General features: G+C 60.6%; 10 protein-coding genes. 4 read left to right on the top strand and 6 right to left on the bottom strand.

Going from position 1 to position 15,154, the window contains the following annotated elements:
* Positions 1 to 26: 26 nt before the first annotated feature.
* On the bottom strand, positions 27 to 1,487 hold the full coding sequence (gene dacB / locus LJX92_RS19390) for a D-alanyl-D-alanine carboxypeptidase/D-alanyl-D-alanine-endopeptidase (RefSeq protein ID WP_005790339.1): 1,461 nt from the start codon (positions 1,485 to 1,487) through the stop codon (positions 27 to 29).
* A gap of 236 nt (positions 1,488 to 1,723) precedes the next feature.
* On the opposite strand from dacB, the gene LJX92_RS19385 reads away from it, so the two are divergent.
* On the top strand, positions 1,724 to 2,068 hold the full coding sequence (locus LJX92_RS19385; protein WP_003193255.1) for a YggL family protein: 345 nt from the start codon (positions 1,724 to 1,726) through the stop codon (positions 2,066 to 2,068).
* A 37-nt stretch (positions 2,069 to 2,105) separates the two neighbouring features.
* On the opposite strand, the gene LJX92_RS19380 is transcribed toward LJX92_RS19385, so the two are convergent.
* Positions 2,106 to 3,296 (bottom strand): benzoate/H(+) symporter BenE family transporter, encoded by a 1,191-nt coding sequence (locus LJX92_RS19380; protein WP_032879937.1) that lies wholly within the window; start codon positions 3,294 to 3,296, stop codon positions 2,106 to 2,108.
* Positions 3,297 to 3,540: 244 nt separating this feature from the next.
* Here LJX92_RS19380 and LJX92_RS19375 point away from each other — a divergent pair, with 244 nt between their 5' ends.
* A complete protein-coding gene (locus tag LJX92_RS19375; RefSeq protein WP_005790335.1) occupies positions 3,541 to 4,305 on the top strand; it encodes a GntR family transcriptional regulator in 765 nt (254 codons plus the stop codon).
* A 153-nt stretch (positions 4,306 to 4,458) separates the two neighbouring features.
* Here LJX92_RS19375 and guaD read toward each other — a convergent pair whose 3' ends face one another.
* The 4 genes from guaD to xdhA all read right to left on the bottom strand — a co-directional run bounded on the left by guaD (position 4,459) and on the right by xdhA (position 10,577).
* Entirely contained in the window at positions 4,459 to 5,763 is a 1,305-nt protein-coding gene (gene guaD, locus LJX92_RS19370; protein WP_228308831.1) for a guanine deaminase, read from the bottom strand.
* A 7-nt stretch (positions 5,764 to 5,770) separates the two neighbouring features.
* Positions 5,771 to 6,613: a xanthine dehydrogenase accessory protein XdhC gene (gene xdhC, locus LJX92_RS19365; RefSeq protein WP_148852789.1), complete on the bottom strand. Its 843-nt coding sequence runs from the start codon at positions 6,611 to 6,613 to the stop codon at positions 5,771 to 5,773.
* A gap of 123 nt (positions 6,614 to 6,736) precedes the next feature.
* Positions 6,737 to 9,136 carry a xanthine dehydrogenase molybdopterin binding subunit gene (gene xdhB / locus LJX92_RS19360; protein WP_103733631.1) on the bottom strand — a complete coding sequence of 800 codons (2,400 nt, stop codon included), beginning with the start codon at positions 9,134 to 9,136 and terminating at the stop codon, positions 6,737 to 6,739.
* Complete coding sequence (gene xdhA / locus LJX92_RS19355; RefSeq protein ID WP_228308830.1) at positions 9,129 to 10,577, bottom strand: xanthine dehydrogenase small subunit; 1,449 nt, start codon at positions 10,575 to 10,577, stop codon at positions 9,129 to 9,131. Before xdhA ends, xdhB begins: the two co-directional genes overlap by 8 nt.
* 280 nt (positions 10,578 to 10,857) lie before the next feature.
* Between xdhA and LJX92_RS19350 the strand changes: the two genes are divergently transcribed.
* Both LJX92_RS19350 and smc read left to right on the top strand, forming a co-directional pair.
* On the top strand, positions 10,858 to 11,517 hold the full coding sequence (locus LJX92_RS19350; protein WP_005790326.1) for a GntR family transcriptional regulator: 660 nt from the start codon (positions 10,858 to 10,860) through the stop codon (positions 11,515 to 11,517).
* Between the two features lie 2 nt (positions 11,518 to 11,519).
* Entirely contained in the window at positions 11,520 to 15,008 is a 3,489-nt protein-coding gene (gene smc, locus LJX92_RS19345; protein ID WP_228308829.1) for a chromosome segregation protein SMC, read from the top strand.
* Positions 15,009 to 15,154: the final 146 nt, after the last annotated feature.

The following is a 15,154-nucleotide window of genomic DNA, read 5'->3' as shown; positions in this document are numbered from 1 at the left end:
TCGCTCCTGCAGGGTAGTGTGATGCTTTACAGAACCGGCGCGGCTGCAACGGCCTTCGGCTGGCGATACAGGTCCAGGAGCACCTGGTCCAACACCGATGACGCGCCCCAAGGCTTGGAGTCGTTGAGAATCGCCACCACCGCCCAAGTGTTGCCATTGTTGTCACGGCTGAACCCGGCGATGGCGCGCACGGTGTTCAGGGTACCGGTCTTCACATGAGCTTCGCCGCGCATCGCTGTGGTCTTCAGGCGTTTACGCATGGTGCCGTCAGTGCCGGCGATTGGCATCGAGCTGATGTACTCCGCCGCGTAGGGGCTTTTCCAGGCGGCTTGCAGCATGGCCGCCATTTCGCGAGCGCTGACCCGTTCGGCGCGGGACAGGCCGGAGCCGTTCTCCATTACCAGGTGCGGTGCGGTGATGCCTTTTTTGGCCAGCCATTGGCGCACGACGCGTTGCGCGGCCTTGGCATCGTCGCCATCGGCATCGTTGCGAAATTGCGCGCCCAGGCTCAGGAACAGTTGCTGGGCCATGGTGTTGTTGCTGTATTTGTTGATGTCGCGAATGATTTCCGCCAGGTCCGGCGAGAATGCGCGGGCCAGCACCTTGGCATCCTTGGGCACTGGCGCCTGGATATCGCGGCCCTGGATGGTGCCGCCCAGCTCCTTCCAGATCGCACGCACGGCGCCGGCGGTGTAGGTGGCGTGGTCGAGCAGTGACAGGTAAGTCTGCGAGCTGCAGCCATCGGCCAGTTGGCCGCTGACAGTCACGGTCACACTGCCGTCGGCGGCGGTCACCGGGTTGTAACGCACGTCACCGGTGCACTGCTTGGCGTTGGTGACTTTCACCTGGTTGTCGATGCGAATGCTGGCAATCGGCGGTTCGACCGACACGATCACGCGTCCCGAATCATTACGGGTCACGAAGCGTAGGGCCTTGAGGTTGACCAGCAAGGCATCGGGCTTGACCAGGAACGGCTTGTTCTCGTCGTTGCCGTCGTCATTGAAATCAGGCAACAGCGGCTGGTTGAAGAAGTTGCGATCCAGTACCAGGTCGCCGGTGACCTGCTGCACGCCATTGGCACGCAGGTCGCGCATCAGCAGCCAGAGCTTTTCCATGTTCAGCTTGGGATCGCCGCCGCCCTTGAGGTACAGGTTGCCGCGCAACACGCCACCGCTGAGGGTACCGTCGGTGTAGAACTCGGTCTTCCACTGGTGGTTGGGACCGAGCATCTCCAGGGCCGCGTAAGTGGTCACCAGCTTCATGGTAGAGGCCGGGTTCACCGATACGTCGGCATTGAATACGGTTGGCGTACCGGGGCCGTTCAGAGGCAGCATCACCAGGGACAACGCGGTATTGGGCAGTTTGGCTTTCTGCAAGGCCTGCGCGACGCTGGGGGGCAGGGCAGTATTGATGGGGGCGGCAGTGGCCGAAAGGGCCAAAGGCAAAAGGACACTGGCAAGTAATACAGAACGCAACGATTTGATCATAAGAAATAAAACCCTACTGCTGAGAAGGGTGAAAAAGGCGAGGGGTATATAAGAAAATCCCTCAATGGTCACGAAAGTGTCGGCATTATGCCCCAAGGTGGCTTCACTTGTAGCTGAACGATAGCCGCTAATCAGGTTTTTTTAACGGCCGATGCGCCGCCCGTCCCAGAGAGTCGGGCAATTGCCGCCTTAAACTGCTAAAGTGCCGCCCGTTATTACTTATGAGGATTGTTCCAATGGCGACTAACCGTTCCCAGCGTCTGCGCAAAAAACTGTGCGTTGATGAATTTCAAGAGCTGGGTTTCGAACTGAACCTGGACTTCAACGAAGGCCTGAGTGAAGAAGCTATCGACGCTTTCCTCGAAGCATTCATCAAAGAAGCCATGGAAGCCAATGGTCTGGGCTATGTCGGCGGCGATGACTACGGTCTGGTTTGCCTGCAGAAGCGTGGCTCGGTGTCCGAAGAGCAGCGCGCTGCTGTCGAAGCCTGGCTGAAAACCCGTTCCGAGCTGACCAAGGCTGAAGTCAGCCCGTTGCTGGACGTGTGGTATCCGGAAAAGCCGATCAACGCGGCTAAGTGATACTAAACAAAACGGCGACCTGAGGGTCGCCGTTTTTTTATGCCTTGCGCCAATTCAGAATCAACAGCGTCAACACCCCCGCCACAATCCCCCAGAACGCCGACCCGATGGAAAACAACGTCAAGCCTGACGCGGTGACCATAAAGGTGATCAGCGCCGCTTCCCGCTCCTTCGGCTCATTCATGGCAATGCTCAGGCCGTTGATGATCGAGCCAAACAACGCCAGCGCCGCAATCGATAGCACCAGTTCCTTGGGCAGGGCTGCGAACAATGCTGCCAGCGTGGCGCCGAATACCCCGGCAATCCCATAGAACACCCCACACCACACCGCAGCGGTGTAGCGCTTGTTGCGGTCTTCATGGGCGTGCGGCCCGGTGCAGATCGCCGCGCTGATCGCCGCCAGGTTGATGCCGTGGGAGCCGAACGGTGCCAACACCAGCGAGGCCAGGCCGGTGGTGGTGATCAGCGGCGAAGCCGGCACGGTGTAGCCGTCGGCCCGCAGCACGGCGACCCCGGGCATGTTCTGCGAGGTCATGGCCACCACAAACAGCGGGATACCGATGCTGATGGTCGCCGCCAGTGAGAAATGCGGCGTGGTCCATACGGGCGTCGCCACTTCCAGATGAAAACCGCTGAAGTCCAGCAACCCCATCAGCCCCGACAGCGCGGTGCCTATCAGTAGCGCGGCAAGCACGGCATAGCGCGGCGACAGGCGCTTGATGATCAGGTAGGTGAAAAACATCCCCAGTACCAGACCGGTGCGATGCTGCGCAGCGACGAAGATTTCGCTGCCGATCTTGAACAGGATCCCCGCCAGCAACGCCGCCGCCAGCGATGCAGGGATGCGCTTGACCAGTTTTTCAAAGCTGCCGGTCATCCCGCATAGGGTCACCAGCACTGCGCAGGTGATGTAGGCGCCGATGGCTTCGCCATAACTCACGCCGCCTAAACTGGTGATCAACAGCGCCGCGCCGGGTGTGGACCAGGCGATGGTGATGGGTGTGCGATAGCGCAGGGACAGGCCGATGCTGCATACCGCCATGCCGATGGAAATCGCCCAGATCCACGAAGAAATCTGTGCGGTGGTCAAACCGGCGGCTTGGCCGGCCTGGAACATCAGCACCAGGGAGCTGGTGTAGCCGGTCATCATGGCGATAAAACCGGCGACGATGGCCGAGGGGGAGGTGTCGGCCAGCGGGCGCAAGGGCGCTTGGGTGGCGTCGGTCATGGAAGGGTGTTCCTTTTACCTGGGATTTGCCGGTGACGGCGCAGATTCAAGCCTAAACTCAAACGTAACGAGTCATTGCAATACAGCCGGGGCCGCAAACAGCCGTACAGTGTGTTGGCGCATTGGGTTGTGTACAATGTGCGCTGTTTTTAGGTGATACTTGCCAGCGACCCGTAGTTGCCGTATTACCTTGAATTTGCCGTATTACCGTTAATTCGCCGCCGTTCTCCCTACCCGAGTGCCCATGAACGAACAGTTGCAACCTCTCAAGAAACAACCGCGAGCCGGCAAGACCGGTCGCAGCGGAACCCAGGACGATATCGTCTACGCGCATATCTTCGAGGCGATCCTCGAACAACGCCTGGCACCCGGAACCAAATTGAGTGAAGAGGCACTGGGCGAGATCTTTGGCGTTAGCCGCACCATCATTCGCCGCGCACTGTCGCGCCTGGCCCATGAAGGCGTGGTACTGCTGCGGCCCAATCGCGGCGCAGTGGTTGCCAGCCCCAGTGTGGAAGAAGCGCGCCAGGTGTTCATGGCCCGGCGTCTGGTGGAGCGAGCGATCACGGAGTTGGCGGTGCAGCACGCTACCGCTGAGCAATTGGCCGAGTTGCGCCAGATGGTCAATGACGAGCGCGACAGTTTCTCCCGCGGTGATCGCGGTGCCGGTATCCGTCTTTCGGGCGAGTTCCACCTGAAACTGGCCGAAGCGGCCAAGAACGCGCCGTTGATCAGCTTCCAGCGCAGCCTGGTGTCCCAGACCTCATTGATCATCGCCCAGTACGAAAGCGGCAACCGCTCGCACTGTTCCTACGATGAGCACACCCAGTTGATCGACGCGATCGAAGCCCGCGATGCGGTGCTGGCGGTGAACTTGATGATGCACCACATGGATCATATCGACAGCAAGCTCAACCTCGATGAAGAGAGCGCGTCGGATGATTTGCATGCGGTGTTTTCGCACCTTCTACAGACTAAAAAACCTGGGCGCACGTCTGTAAAGTTGTAAACCCAATCAAATGTGGGAGCGAGCTTGTGTGGGAGCTGGCTTGCCTGCGATAGCATCACCGCAGTGTAACTGACATACCGCGGTGCCTGCATCGCGGGCAAGCCCGGCTCCCACACAAGCCCCTCCCACATTGGTTTTGTGGTGTCTCTGAGATCAGCGCTGGTGCACCAACTGGCCGGCTGCATAGGTTTGCAACACTGCCCGATCATCCCCCAGCGTCATCAGCACAAACAACGTCTCGGCAATGTTATTGGCCTGCTTCAAGCGATAGTTGAGCAGTGGCGTGGCGTTGTAGTCCAGCACCAGGAAGTCCGCATCCGTCCCCGGCTGCAATGTGCCGATCCTGTCTTCCAGACGCAACGCGCGCGCACCGCCCAGGGTCGCCAGATAGAGCGACTTGAACGGGCTCAACCGCGCTCCCTGCAACTGCATGACCTTATAGGCTTCATTCAGTGTTTGCAGGAGCGAGAAGCTGGTGCCGCCGCCCACGTCGGTGCCCAGGCCTACGTTCAATTTGTGTTTCTCGGCCATCGGCAAGTTGAACAACCCACTGCCGAGGAAGAAGTTCGACGTTGGGCAGAACGCCACCGCCGAGCCGGTCTCCGCCAGCCGTGCGCATTCGTCGTCACACAGGTGCACGCCGTGGGCAAACACCGAGCGCTCGCCGAGCAGTTTGTAATGGTCGTACACGTCCAGGTAGCCGTTGCGCTCGGGAAACAGCTCGTTTACCCACTCGACTTCCTGCTTGTTCTCACTGATGTGGGTCTGCATGTACAGATCTGGGTATTCGCCCAGCAATTGCCCGGCCAGCGCCAGTTGCTCAGGCGTGCTGGTGGGGGCGAAGCGTGGCGTAACGGCATAATGCAGGCGGCCTTTGCCGTGCCAGCGTTCGATCAACGCCTTGCTTTCCTGATAGCCGGATTCAGGTGTGTCGGTCAGGTAGTCCGGCGCGTTGCGGTCCATCATCACTTTGCCGGCGATCATGCGCAGGTCGAGTTTCTCGGCCGCTTCAAAAAACGAGTTCACCGATTGCGGGTGTACGCTGCCGAAGACCAGTGCGGTGGTGGTGCCGTTGCGCAGCAACTCTTTGATGAAGATATCCGCGACGTTATCGGCGTGGGCCTTGTCGGCGAACTGGCGTTCACAGGGGAAGGTGTAGGTGTTGAGCCAATCCAGCAATTGCTCGCCGTAGGCGCCGACCATGCCGGTTTGCGGCAGATGGATATGGGTGTCGATCAGGCCGGGGGTGATCAATGCGTCCTGGTAGTGCGTGATGTCGATGTCGGCGGGCAGCGTCGGCAGCAGGTCGCTGGCGTGGCCGAGCGCACTGATCTGGCCGTTATCGATCACCAGCAGGCCGTCTTCGAAATACTCGTAGGAGGCGTCGATGCCAACGATGGCAGGGTCGTCGATGCTGTGCAGGATGGCGGCGCGGTAGGCTTTGCGAGTCAAAGGCATGGTTATCTCAATTGATAGCTTGGCTGCGGCGCGAAGCCGGCAGCAGTTTGGCAATGGGTTCGGCGCCGGCAGTGTGCTGGCCGAAATTGGCGTTATAGGTGGCGATGATTTCGCCGGCGATGGAGATGGCGATCTCTACCGGCAACTTGCCCTTCACCTCGGTGAGGCCCATGGGGCAGCGCATGCGTTGCAACCGTGCGGTGTCGAAGCCGCGGTCACGCAGGCGGTGTTCGAATTTGACGCGTTTGGTTTTCGAGCCGATCAGGCCGAAGTAGGCGAAGTCATTGCGCTTGAGCAGGGCGGCGGTGAGTTCCAGGTCCAGCGCGTGATTGTGGGTCATGACGATGCAGTAACTGCCCGCGGGCAGGTCGGCAATTTCATCGACCGGTTCTTCACTGACGATTTTACGCACGCCTTGCGGGATGTGCTCCGGAAACTCCTGCTCACGGGAATCGATCCAGCGTACGCGGCAGGGCAAGCTTGCCAGTAACGGCACCAGCGCACGCCCGACATGGCCGGCGCCAAACACCGCGATCTGCGCCTGCACCTGGCCCATGGGTTCGAACAGCAATACCGCCACGCCACCGCAGCACTGGCCCAGGCTCGCGCCGAGGCTGAAGCGCTCCAGATGAGTGGTTTGCTGGCCGCGCACGAGCATGTCGCGAGCGAGCTGCATTGCCTTGTATTCCAGGTGCCCGCCGCCGATGGTGTCGAAGGTGCGCGCGGTACTGATCACCATCTTGGAACCGGCATTACGTGGCGTGGAGCCCAGCTCTTCGATGATGGTCACCAGTACGCAGGGTTCGCCCTGGTTTTGCAGGGTGGCGAGGGCGCTGATCCAGTTGTCCATGTCTACCTCAACATTTCTGCTGTTAGTTCGGCCGCTATCGCAGGCAAGCCAGCTCCCACATTTGATCGGGTTAGCACCTCAAAATGTGGGAGCCGGGCTTGCCCGCGATGGCAGCGCCTGGGTCTAGAGCGAAGCCAATTCAGTGTCAGCCTCGACAGCCTTCGCCGCGCGCAATTGCCGCATCTGCTCACACCCCCACAACACCCGCTCGGGCGTGGCCGGCGCATCGATCTTTGGTTGCTGGCGATAGTCAGCCAAACTCGCCACCGCATCTTTGATCGCGCACCACGAAGCAATCCCGAGCATGAACGGCGGCTCACCCACGGCCTTGGAATGGAATACTGTGTCCTCCGGGTTCTTGCGGTTCTCCACCAGTTTCACCCGCAGGTCCAGCGGCATGTCCGCTACGGCCGGGATCTTGTAGCTGGCCGGGCCGTTAGTCATGAGCTTGCCCTTGTTGTTCCACACCAGTTCTTCCATGGTCAGCCAACCCATGCCCTGGATAAAGCCGCCTTCGACCTGGCCGATGTCGATGGCCGGGTTCAACGAAGCGCCCACATCGTGGAGGATGTCGGTGCGCAGCATCTTGTATTCGCCGGTCAGGGTGTCGACGATCACTTCGCAACACGCGGCGCCGAACGCGTAGTAGTAGAACGGTCGTCCGCGCGACTGGCTGCGGTCGTAAAAGATTTTCGGGGTCTTGTAGAAACCGGTACTCGACAGCGAGACCTGGCCGAAATACGCCTGCTGGATCAACGCTTCGAACGTCAGGATCTGCTCGCGTACACGCACATGGCCGTTGCGGAACTCTACGTCCGCTTCACTGACGTCGTACTTGCGCGCAGCGAACTCCACCAGGCGCTGCTTGATGGTCTCGGCGGCATTCTGTGCCGCCTTGCCGTTCAGGTCGGCACCGCTGGAAGCCGCAGTGGGCGAGGTGTTGGGCACCTTGTCGGTGTTGGTGGCGGTGATCTGCACGCGGTCGATGTCCACCTGGAACACTTCCGCCACTACTTGCGCGACCTTGGTATTCAGGCCCTGGCCCATCTCGGTGCCACCGTGGTTCAGGTGGATGCTGCCGTCTGTGTAGATATGAATCAGCGCGCCGGCCTGATTCAGGAAGCTTGCGGTGAAAGAAATGCCGAATTTCACCGGGGTCAGCGCCAGGCCCTTTTTCAGGATCGGGCTGTGGGCGTTATACAGACGGATCGCTTCGCGGCGTTCGGCATATTGGCTGCTGGCTTCGAGTTCGGCGGTCATCTCTTCGAGCATGTTGTGCTCGACGGTCTGGTAGTAGTGGGTGACGTTGCGCTCGGTCTTGCCGTAGTAGTTGGCCTTGCGTACCGCCAGTGGGTCTTGGCCTAAATGGCGGGCGATGGCGTCCATCACTTCCTCGATGGCGACCATGCCTTGGGGGCCGCCGAAGCCGCGATAGGCGGTGTTGGAGGCCGTGTTGGTCTTGCAGCGATGGCCGTTGACCGTCGCATCGCCCAGGTAATACGAATTGTCGGCGTGGAACATCGCGCGGTCGACAATCGAGTTGGACAGGTCTGGCGAGCAGCCGCAGTTACCCGCCAGTTCCAGGTTGATCCCGTGCAGGCGACCGTTGTCGTCGAAGCCCACGTCGTACTCGATATAGAACGGGTGACGCTTGCCCGTCATCAGCATGTCTTCAACCCGCGGCAAACGCATCTTGGTCGGCTGGCCGGTCAAGCGTGCTACCACCGCGCACAGGCAGGCGGGGCTGGCGGCCTGGGTTTCCTTGCCGCCGAACCCGCCGCCCATGCGACGCATGTCCACGACAATCTTGTTCATCGACACGTCAAGCACTTCGGCCACCAGCTTCTGCACTTCGGTGGGGTTTTGCGTAGAGCAATAGACGATCATGCCGCCGTCTTCGGTGGGCATTACCGAAGAGATCTGGGTTTCCAGATAGAAGTGTTCCTGGCCGCCGATATGCAGGGTCCCCTGGATACGGTGCTTGGCACTCGCCAGCGCAGACGCCGAATCGCCGCGTTGGTGCGTGTGGCTGTCGAGCACGAAATGCTTGTTGCGAAAGGCCTCGACCACATCCAGCACTGGCTCCAGGTCTTCGTATTCGATCACTGCCGCCATCGCTGCCTTGCGCGCGGTCTCCAGGTCACGGGCCGCCACGGCCAGCACCACCTGGCCGACGAACTGCACAGTGTCGATGGCCAGCAATGGGTCGCCGGGCATCAACGGCCCGATGTCTTTCAGGCCCGGTACATCTTCGTGGGTAATCGCAATGCGCACGCCGTCGAAGGCGTAGCAGGGCGCAGTGTCGATACTGAGAATGCGGGCGTGGGCACGGTCGGACAGGCGCGCATACAGGTGCAACTGGTTGGGAAATTCCAGGCGGTCATCGATGTACTGCGCTTCGCCGCTGACGTGCTTGGCGGCGCTGTCATGCTTGACGCTGCGCCCGACCCCGGAGGTGAGATCCCGGGCAAACAGTTCGGCAAGTTCGGCCTGGGTCTTTACGACGGCGTGATGGTTAGACATAAGCGGTCACCCGAGTCTCGATGTGCGGCGTTTGCAGTTCGATGAAGTATTTGCGCAGCAGGTTCTGCGCGCTGAGCAGGCGATACTCCTTGCTGGCGCGGAAGTCCGACAGCGGGGTGAAGTCCTGTGCCAGGGCGGCGCAGGCTTTCTCGACCGTGGCCGAGTTCCAGATGGCGCCCACCAGCGCGGCCTCGCAACTTTTTGCGCGTTTTGGTGTGGCAGCCATGCCGCCGAAGGCAACGCGCGCCGCGCTGATCACACCGTTGTCGATGTTCAGGTTGAACGCCGCGCACACGGCTGAAATATCATCGTCCAGGCGCTTGGACACCTTATAGGCACGGAACAGTGCGTGGCCCTTGGGCACGATGATCTTCTCGATGAACTCGCTGTCCTGGCGGGCGGTGACACGGTAATCGATGAAATAGTCTTCCAGCGCCAGCGTGCGGCGGGTGTTGCCTTTGCACAGTACGATCTGGGCGCCGAGCGCAATCAACAGTGGCGGCGAATCCCCAATCGGTGAGGCGTTGCCGATATTGCCGCCCAGGGTGCCCTGGTTGCGGATTTGCAGGGAGGCGAAGCGCTGCAGCAGTTCGCCGAAGTCCGGGTATTCATGGTGTAGCGCGGTGTAGCAATCGGAGAGAACGGTGGCCGCGCCGATCTCCAGGCGGTCGTCGAAATGCTCGATGCGCTTCATGTCTTCAATGTTGCCGACGTAGATCATCACTGGCAGGGTGCGGTGGAACTGGGTCACTTCCAGCGCCAGGTCGGTGCCGCCGGCCAGCAGGCGGGCTTGCGGATAGGCGTCGTAGAGGTCGGCCAGGTCGGCGACGGTCAAGGGCACCAGGCAGCGTTTGTCACCGCTGTTGAGCTCGCCGGTCTGGGTGGGCGCGATGCTTTTAAGGCGGGCGATGGTGTCGGCCTCGCGGCTGTCGAACTGATCCTGAGGCTTGTTGCAGCAGGCTTGTTCGGCGGCGGCCAGGATCGGGCGATAACCTGTGCAGCGGCACAGGTTGCCGGCCAGGGCTTCATGGGCTCTGTGGCTGTCGGGGGCGTCACTGTTTTTTTGCAGGGCAAACAACGACATCACGAAACCCGGGGTGCAAAAGCCGCACTGCGAGCCATGGCACTCGACCATGGCCTGTTGCACGCTGTGCAGTTGGCCCTGGTGCTTGAGGTCTTCAACGCTGATCAGTTGTTTGCCGTGCAGGGACGACACGAACGTCAGGCAGGAATTGAGGCTGCGGTAACGAATCTGCTCGGCGCCTTGGTCATCGGTATGCAGCTCACCGACCACCACCGTGCACGCACCGCAGTCGCCGCTGGCGCAGCCTTCCTTGGTACCGGATTTGCCCACATGCTCACGCAGATAGTTGAGCACGGTCAGGTTGGGGTCCAGGGCGTGCTCGCTACGGAGTTCCTGGTTGAGTAAAAACTGGATCACGGAAGGCCTCGCAGACTCATTATTGTTGTTAACCGCTTTGCGCCGAATCTAGTCATGTCTGACTTTTCGGTCAATGGTTTTCTGACCTAAGGGTCAAGAAAATGCGATCGCAACACTTTCAATTATGGTTCAGTCTTCTGGAACCGGTGTTTTTGGCGGCGTGTGGGCTGTTAACGTTGCTTATTTCATGCCAAATTCGCCACGGTGGGCGTAGCGCCATCAGCGGGCCAATGCGCTACACTGCCGCGCTTGTACCGATAGAAGATTTTGAAGGGAAAACATGACGTTCAAGGCGCCGGACAGTCTCGCCGAGCAAATCGCTCACCACCTCGCCGAACGTATCATTCGCGGCGAACTCAAGCCTGGGGAGCGGATCCAGGAACAGAAGGTCACGCTGGCGCTCAACGTCAGTCGCGGTTCCGTGCGCGAAGCCTTGCTGATCCTCGAACGCCGCCATCTGATCGCGATCCTGCCGCGCCGTGGCGCCCACGTTACCGAGCTCACCGCGCACAAGGTGCAGAGCCTGTGTACGTTGATGGGCGAGATGTACATCCTGCTCGGCAATGCAGTGGCCGAAGGCTGGCAGACCCAGGCCGATATGGCGCCGTTCCTGCAGATCCAGCAACGCCTGCAGCTGAGCTTGGAGCGCGAGGACATCCGCGCCTTCGTCGAAGAAAGCTTCAGCGTGATGCGCGCCGCGTATCCCTTCGCCAACAACCCGTATTTGCAGGAAACCGTTGAAAACCTGCAGCCGGCGATGAACCGCGCTTATTACCTGGCCCTGGATCAGCGCAAGGCGTCCATGAGCGAGTTCCAGGCACTGTTCGAGCAATTGCTCGCCGCGGTGCTCGCCCGTGATCTGGTGCAGATTCGCCTGGTGCTGTCGGCCTACTGCCAGCGCAGTAGCTCGCTGGTCATCGCTGCGTTGGCGGACGCCTAAGCGTGCGGCTCAAGTGCATCAAGTTGGCGGGGTTCAAATCCTTCGTCGACCCGACTACCGTGAACTTCCCCAGCAACATGGCAGCGGTAGTGGGACCCAATGGCTGCGGCAAGTCGAACATCATCGACGCCGTACGCTGGGTGATGGGCGAGAGCTCGGCGAAGAACCTGCGTGGCGAGTCGATGACCGATGTCATCTTTAACGGCTCCACCAGCCGCAAGCCGGTGAGCCAGGCCAGCATCGAACTGGTGTTCGACAACTCTGATGGTACCCTGGTCGGCGAATACGCCGCCTACGCAGAGATCTCCATTCGCCGCAAAGTGACGCGCGACAGCCAGAACAGTTACTTCCTCAACGGCACCAAGTGTCGCCGCCGGGACATCACCGATATTTTCCTCGGCACAGGTTTGGGCCCGCGCAGCTATTCGATCATCGAACAGGGCATGATCTCCAAGCTGATCGAAGCCAAGCCCGAAGACCTGCGCAACTTTATCGAAGAAGCAGCCGGCATCTCCAAGTACAAGGAGCGCCGCCGCGAAACTGAAAACCGCATCCGCCGTACCCATGAAAACCTCGCCCGCCTGACCGACCTGCGCGAAGAGCTGGAGCGCCAGTTGGAGCGTCTGCACCGCCAGGCCCAGGCCGCCGAGAAGTATCAGGAATACAAGGGCGAAGAGCGCCAGCTCAAGGCGCAACTGTCGGCCCTGCGTTGGCAGGCACTGAACGATCAAGTGGGCCAGCGCGAAGCGATCATTGGCACCCAGGAGGTCAGCTTTGAGGCGCTGGTGGCCGAGCAACGCAATGCTGACGCCAGCATCGAACGCTTGCGTGACGGGCACCATGAACTGTCCGAACGCTTCAATCTGGTGCAGGGCCGCTTCTATTCGGTGGGGGGCGATATCGCTCGGGTCGAGCAGAGCATCCAGCACGGCCAGCAGCGTTTGCGCCAGTTGCAGGATGACTTGAAGGAGGCCGAGCGCGCTCGCCTGGAAACCGAGTCGCACCTGGGTCATGACCGCACCTTGCTGCTGACCCTCGGCGAAGAGCTGGACATGCTCACCCCCGAGCAGGAAATCACCAACGCCGCCGCCGAAGAGGCCGCCGCCGCGCTGGAAGAATCCGAAACCACCATGCACGCCTGGCAGGAGCAGTGGGATACCTTCAACCTGCGATCGGCCGAGCCGCGTCGCCAGGCCGAGGTGCAGCAGTCGCGCATTCAGCAACTGGATACCAGCATGGAGCGCCTGGCCGAACGCCAGCGTCGCCTGCAGGAAGAACGTGTATTGCTCGCCGCCGACCCCGAAGACGCGGCGATCATGGCGCTGAGCGAGCAACTGGCCGAAAGCGAAATGACGCTGGAAGAGTTGGAAGCCAGCGAGGAACAACAGGTGGAACGCCTGGAGCAATTGCGTCAGCAACTGCATACGGCAACCCAGGCGCAGCAGCAGGCCCAGGGCGATCTGCAACGGCTCAATGGGCGCCTGGCATCTCTTGAAGCCTTGCAGCAAGCTGCGCTGGACCCTGGCACCGGCACCGCCGAGTGGCTGCGCGACCAGCATCTGGCTGAGCGCCCGCGCCTGGCCGAAGGCTTGAAGGTAGAAGCCGGTTGGGAGCTGGCGGTGGAAACCGTGCTCGGCGCCGATCTGCAAGCGGTGCTGGTGGACGATTTTGGCGGCTTCGACCTGGCCGGTTTCGCCCAGGGCGATTTGCGTTTGCTCAGCCCGGCGGCCGACGGCACGCGGGTACCGGGCAGCCTGCTGGACAAGGTCGAGGCGGCGATTGATTTGTCGCCATGGCTGGGCCAGGTCAAGCCGGTTGAGTCACTTGAACAGGCCCTGGCCCAGCGCGGTCAACTGAGCGCCGGCGAAAGCCTGATCAGTCGCGACGGTTATTGGATCGGCCGACATTTCCTGCGCGTGCGCCGTGCCAGCGAAGCGGAAAGTGGCGTATTGGCCCGCGGCCAGGAAATCGTCAACCTGATCGCCGAACGCGAAGAGCGCGAAGCCACCCTCGAAAGCCTGGAAACCGAACTGCAAACCCTGCGCGCCACCCAGCGCCAGCAAGAGACCGGCCGCGAACACCTGCGCCGCTTGTTGCAAGACGAAGCGCGCCAGCAAGGCGAATTGAAAGCCCAACTGTCGGCGAGCAAAGCCAAGGTCGAACAACTGACCCTGCGCCGCACCCGCCTTGACGAAGAAGTGGCCGAGATGGGCGAACAGCGCGCCCTTGAACATGAGCAGGTTGGCGAAGCGCGCCTGCAATTGCAGGAAGCCCTCGACAGCATGGCGCTGGATACCGAGCAGCGCGAGTTGCTGCTGGCCCAGCGTGACAGCCTGCGCGAACGCCTCGACCGCGTGCGCCAGGAAGCTCGCCAGCACAAGGATCACGCTCACCAGTTGGCGGTGCGCCTGGGCTCTCTGCGGGCCCAGCATGATTCCACGCGCCAGGCCCTTGAGCGCCTGGAGATGCAGTCCGAACGCCTCACCGAAAAACGTGAGCAACTGAGCCTCAACCTGGAGGAGGGCGAGGCGCCGTTGGAAGAGCTGCGCCTCAAGCTTGAGGAACTGCTCGACAAGCGCATGACCGTCGACGTAGAGCTCAAGACCGCGCAGATCGCCCTGGAAGATGCCGACCGCGAACTGCGTGACGCTGAAAAGCGCCGTACGATGGCCGAGCAGCAATCCCAATTGATCCGCGGCCAACTCGAACAACAGCGCATGGAGTGGCAAGCCCTCACCGTGCGCCGCAAGACCTTGCAGGACCAGTTGCTCGAAGACGGTTATGACCTGCATGGCGTGCTCAACACCCTGACCGCCCAGGCCAACGAGAAGGACGCCGAAGAAGAACTTGAGCGGATTGCCGCGCGCATTCAACGCCTTGGCGCCATCAACCTTGCGGCGATCGATGAGTACCAGCAGCAGTCCGAGCGCAAACGTTATCTGGATGCTCAGGATGCCGATCTGGTCGAAGCCCTGGACACCCTGGAAAACGTGATCCGCAAGATCGACAAGGAAACCCGCAACCGCTTCAAAGATACCTTTGATCAGATTAATGGCGGTTTACAGGCGTTATTCCCAAAAGTTTTCGGTGGTGGCAGTGCCTACTTGGAACTGACGGGCGAAGATCTACTCGATACAGGGGTAACGATCATGGCGCGGCCTCCGGGCAAGAAGAACAGCACCATCCATTTGTTGTCCGGTGGCGAAAAAGCCCTGACCGCATTGGCCCTGGTATTTGCCATCTTCAAGTTGAACCCGGCGCCGTTCTGTATGCTCGACGAAGTTGACGCGCCGCTGGATGACGCTAACGTTGGACGCTACGCTCGGTTGGTCAAAGAGATGTCCCAGACTGTGCAGTTCATCTACATCACCCACAACAAGATCGCCATGGAAATGGCGGACCAGTTGATGGGGGTCACGATGCACGAGCCGGGCTGTTCGCGTTTGGTCGCAGTGGATGTGGAAGAGGCGATGGCAATGGTGGAATCCTGAACCATGCCAGGAGAGAGAATTTACGGCACGTCGTAGGGCGATTTACCGGTCTGGCGAAAGTGGCAAATGGACATATTTGTTCAAGGCATTTTGACAGACGGTGTAAAGTTATCTTTGGTCGTGCTAGTTTAATGTCAATTTTTCGT

Origin of the sequence: Pseudomonas sp. HN8-3 (assembly GCF_020790195.1) — a bacterium.
GTDB classification, from domain to species: domain Bacteria; phylum Pseudomonadota; class Gammaproteobacteria; order Pseudomonadales; family Pseudomonadaceae; genus Aquipseudomonas; species Aquipseudomonas synxantha_A.
This window is presented reverse-complemented; position numbering and strand designations above follow the sequence as displayed.

What these genes read in the sequence shown, in the direction of transcription:
- LJX92_RS19385 (WP_003193255.1), top strand. Translation starts at nt 1,724, where the DNA reads ATGGCGACTAACCGTTCCCAGCGTCTGCGCAAAAAACTGTGCGTTGAT.
- guaD (WP_228308831.1), bottom strand. Translation starts at nt 5,763, where the DNA reads ATGCCTTTGACTCGCAAAGCCTACCGCGCCGCCATCCTGCACAGCATC.
- LJX92_RS19380 (WP_032879937.1), bottom strand. Translation starts at nt 3,296, where the DNA reads ATGACCGACGCCACCCAAGCGCCCTTGCGCCCGCTGGCCGACACCTCC.
- xdhB (WP_103733631.1), bottom strand. Translation starts at nt 9,136, where the DNA reads ATGTCTAACCATCACGCCGTCGTAAAGACCCAGGCCGAACTTGCCGAA.
- xdhC (WP_148852789.1), bottom strand. Translation starts at nt 6,613, where the DNA reads ATGGACAACTGGATCAGCGCCCTCGCCACCCTGCAAAACCAGGGCGAA.
- LJX92_RS19375 (WP_005790335.1), top strand. Translation starts at nt 3,541, where the DNA reads ATGAACGAACAGTTGCAACCTCTCAAGAAACAACCGCGAGCCGGCAAG.
- LJX92_RS19350 (WP_005790326.1), top strand. Translation starts at nt 10,858, where the DNA reads ATGACGTTCAAGGCGCCGGACAGTCTCGCCGAGCAAATCGCTCACCAC.
- dacB (WP_005790339.1), bottom strand. Translation starts at nt 1,487, where the DNA reads ATGATCAAATCGTTGCGTTCTGTATTACTTGCCAGTGTCCTTTTGCCT.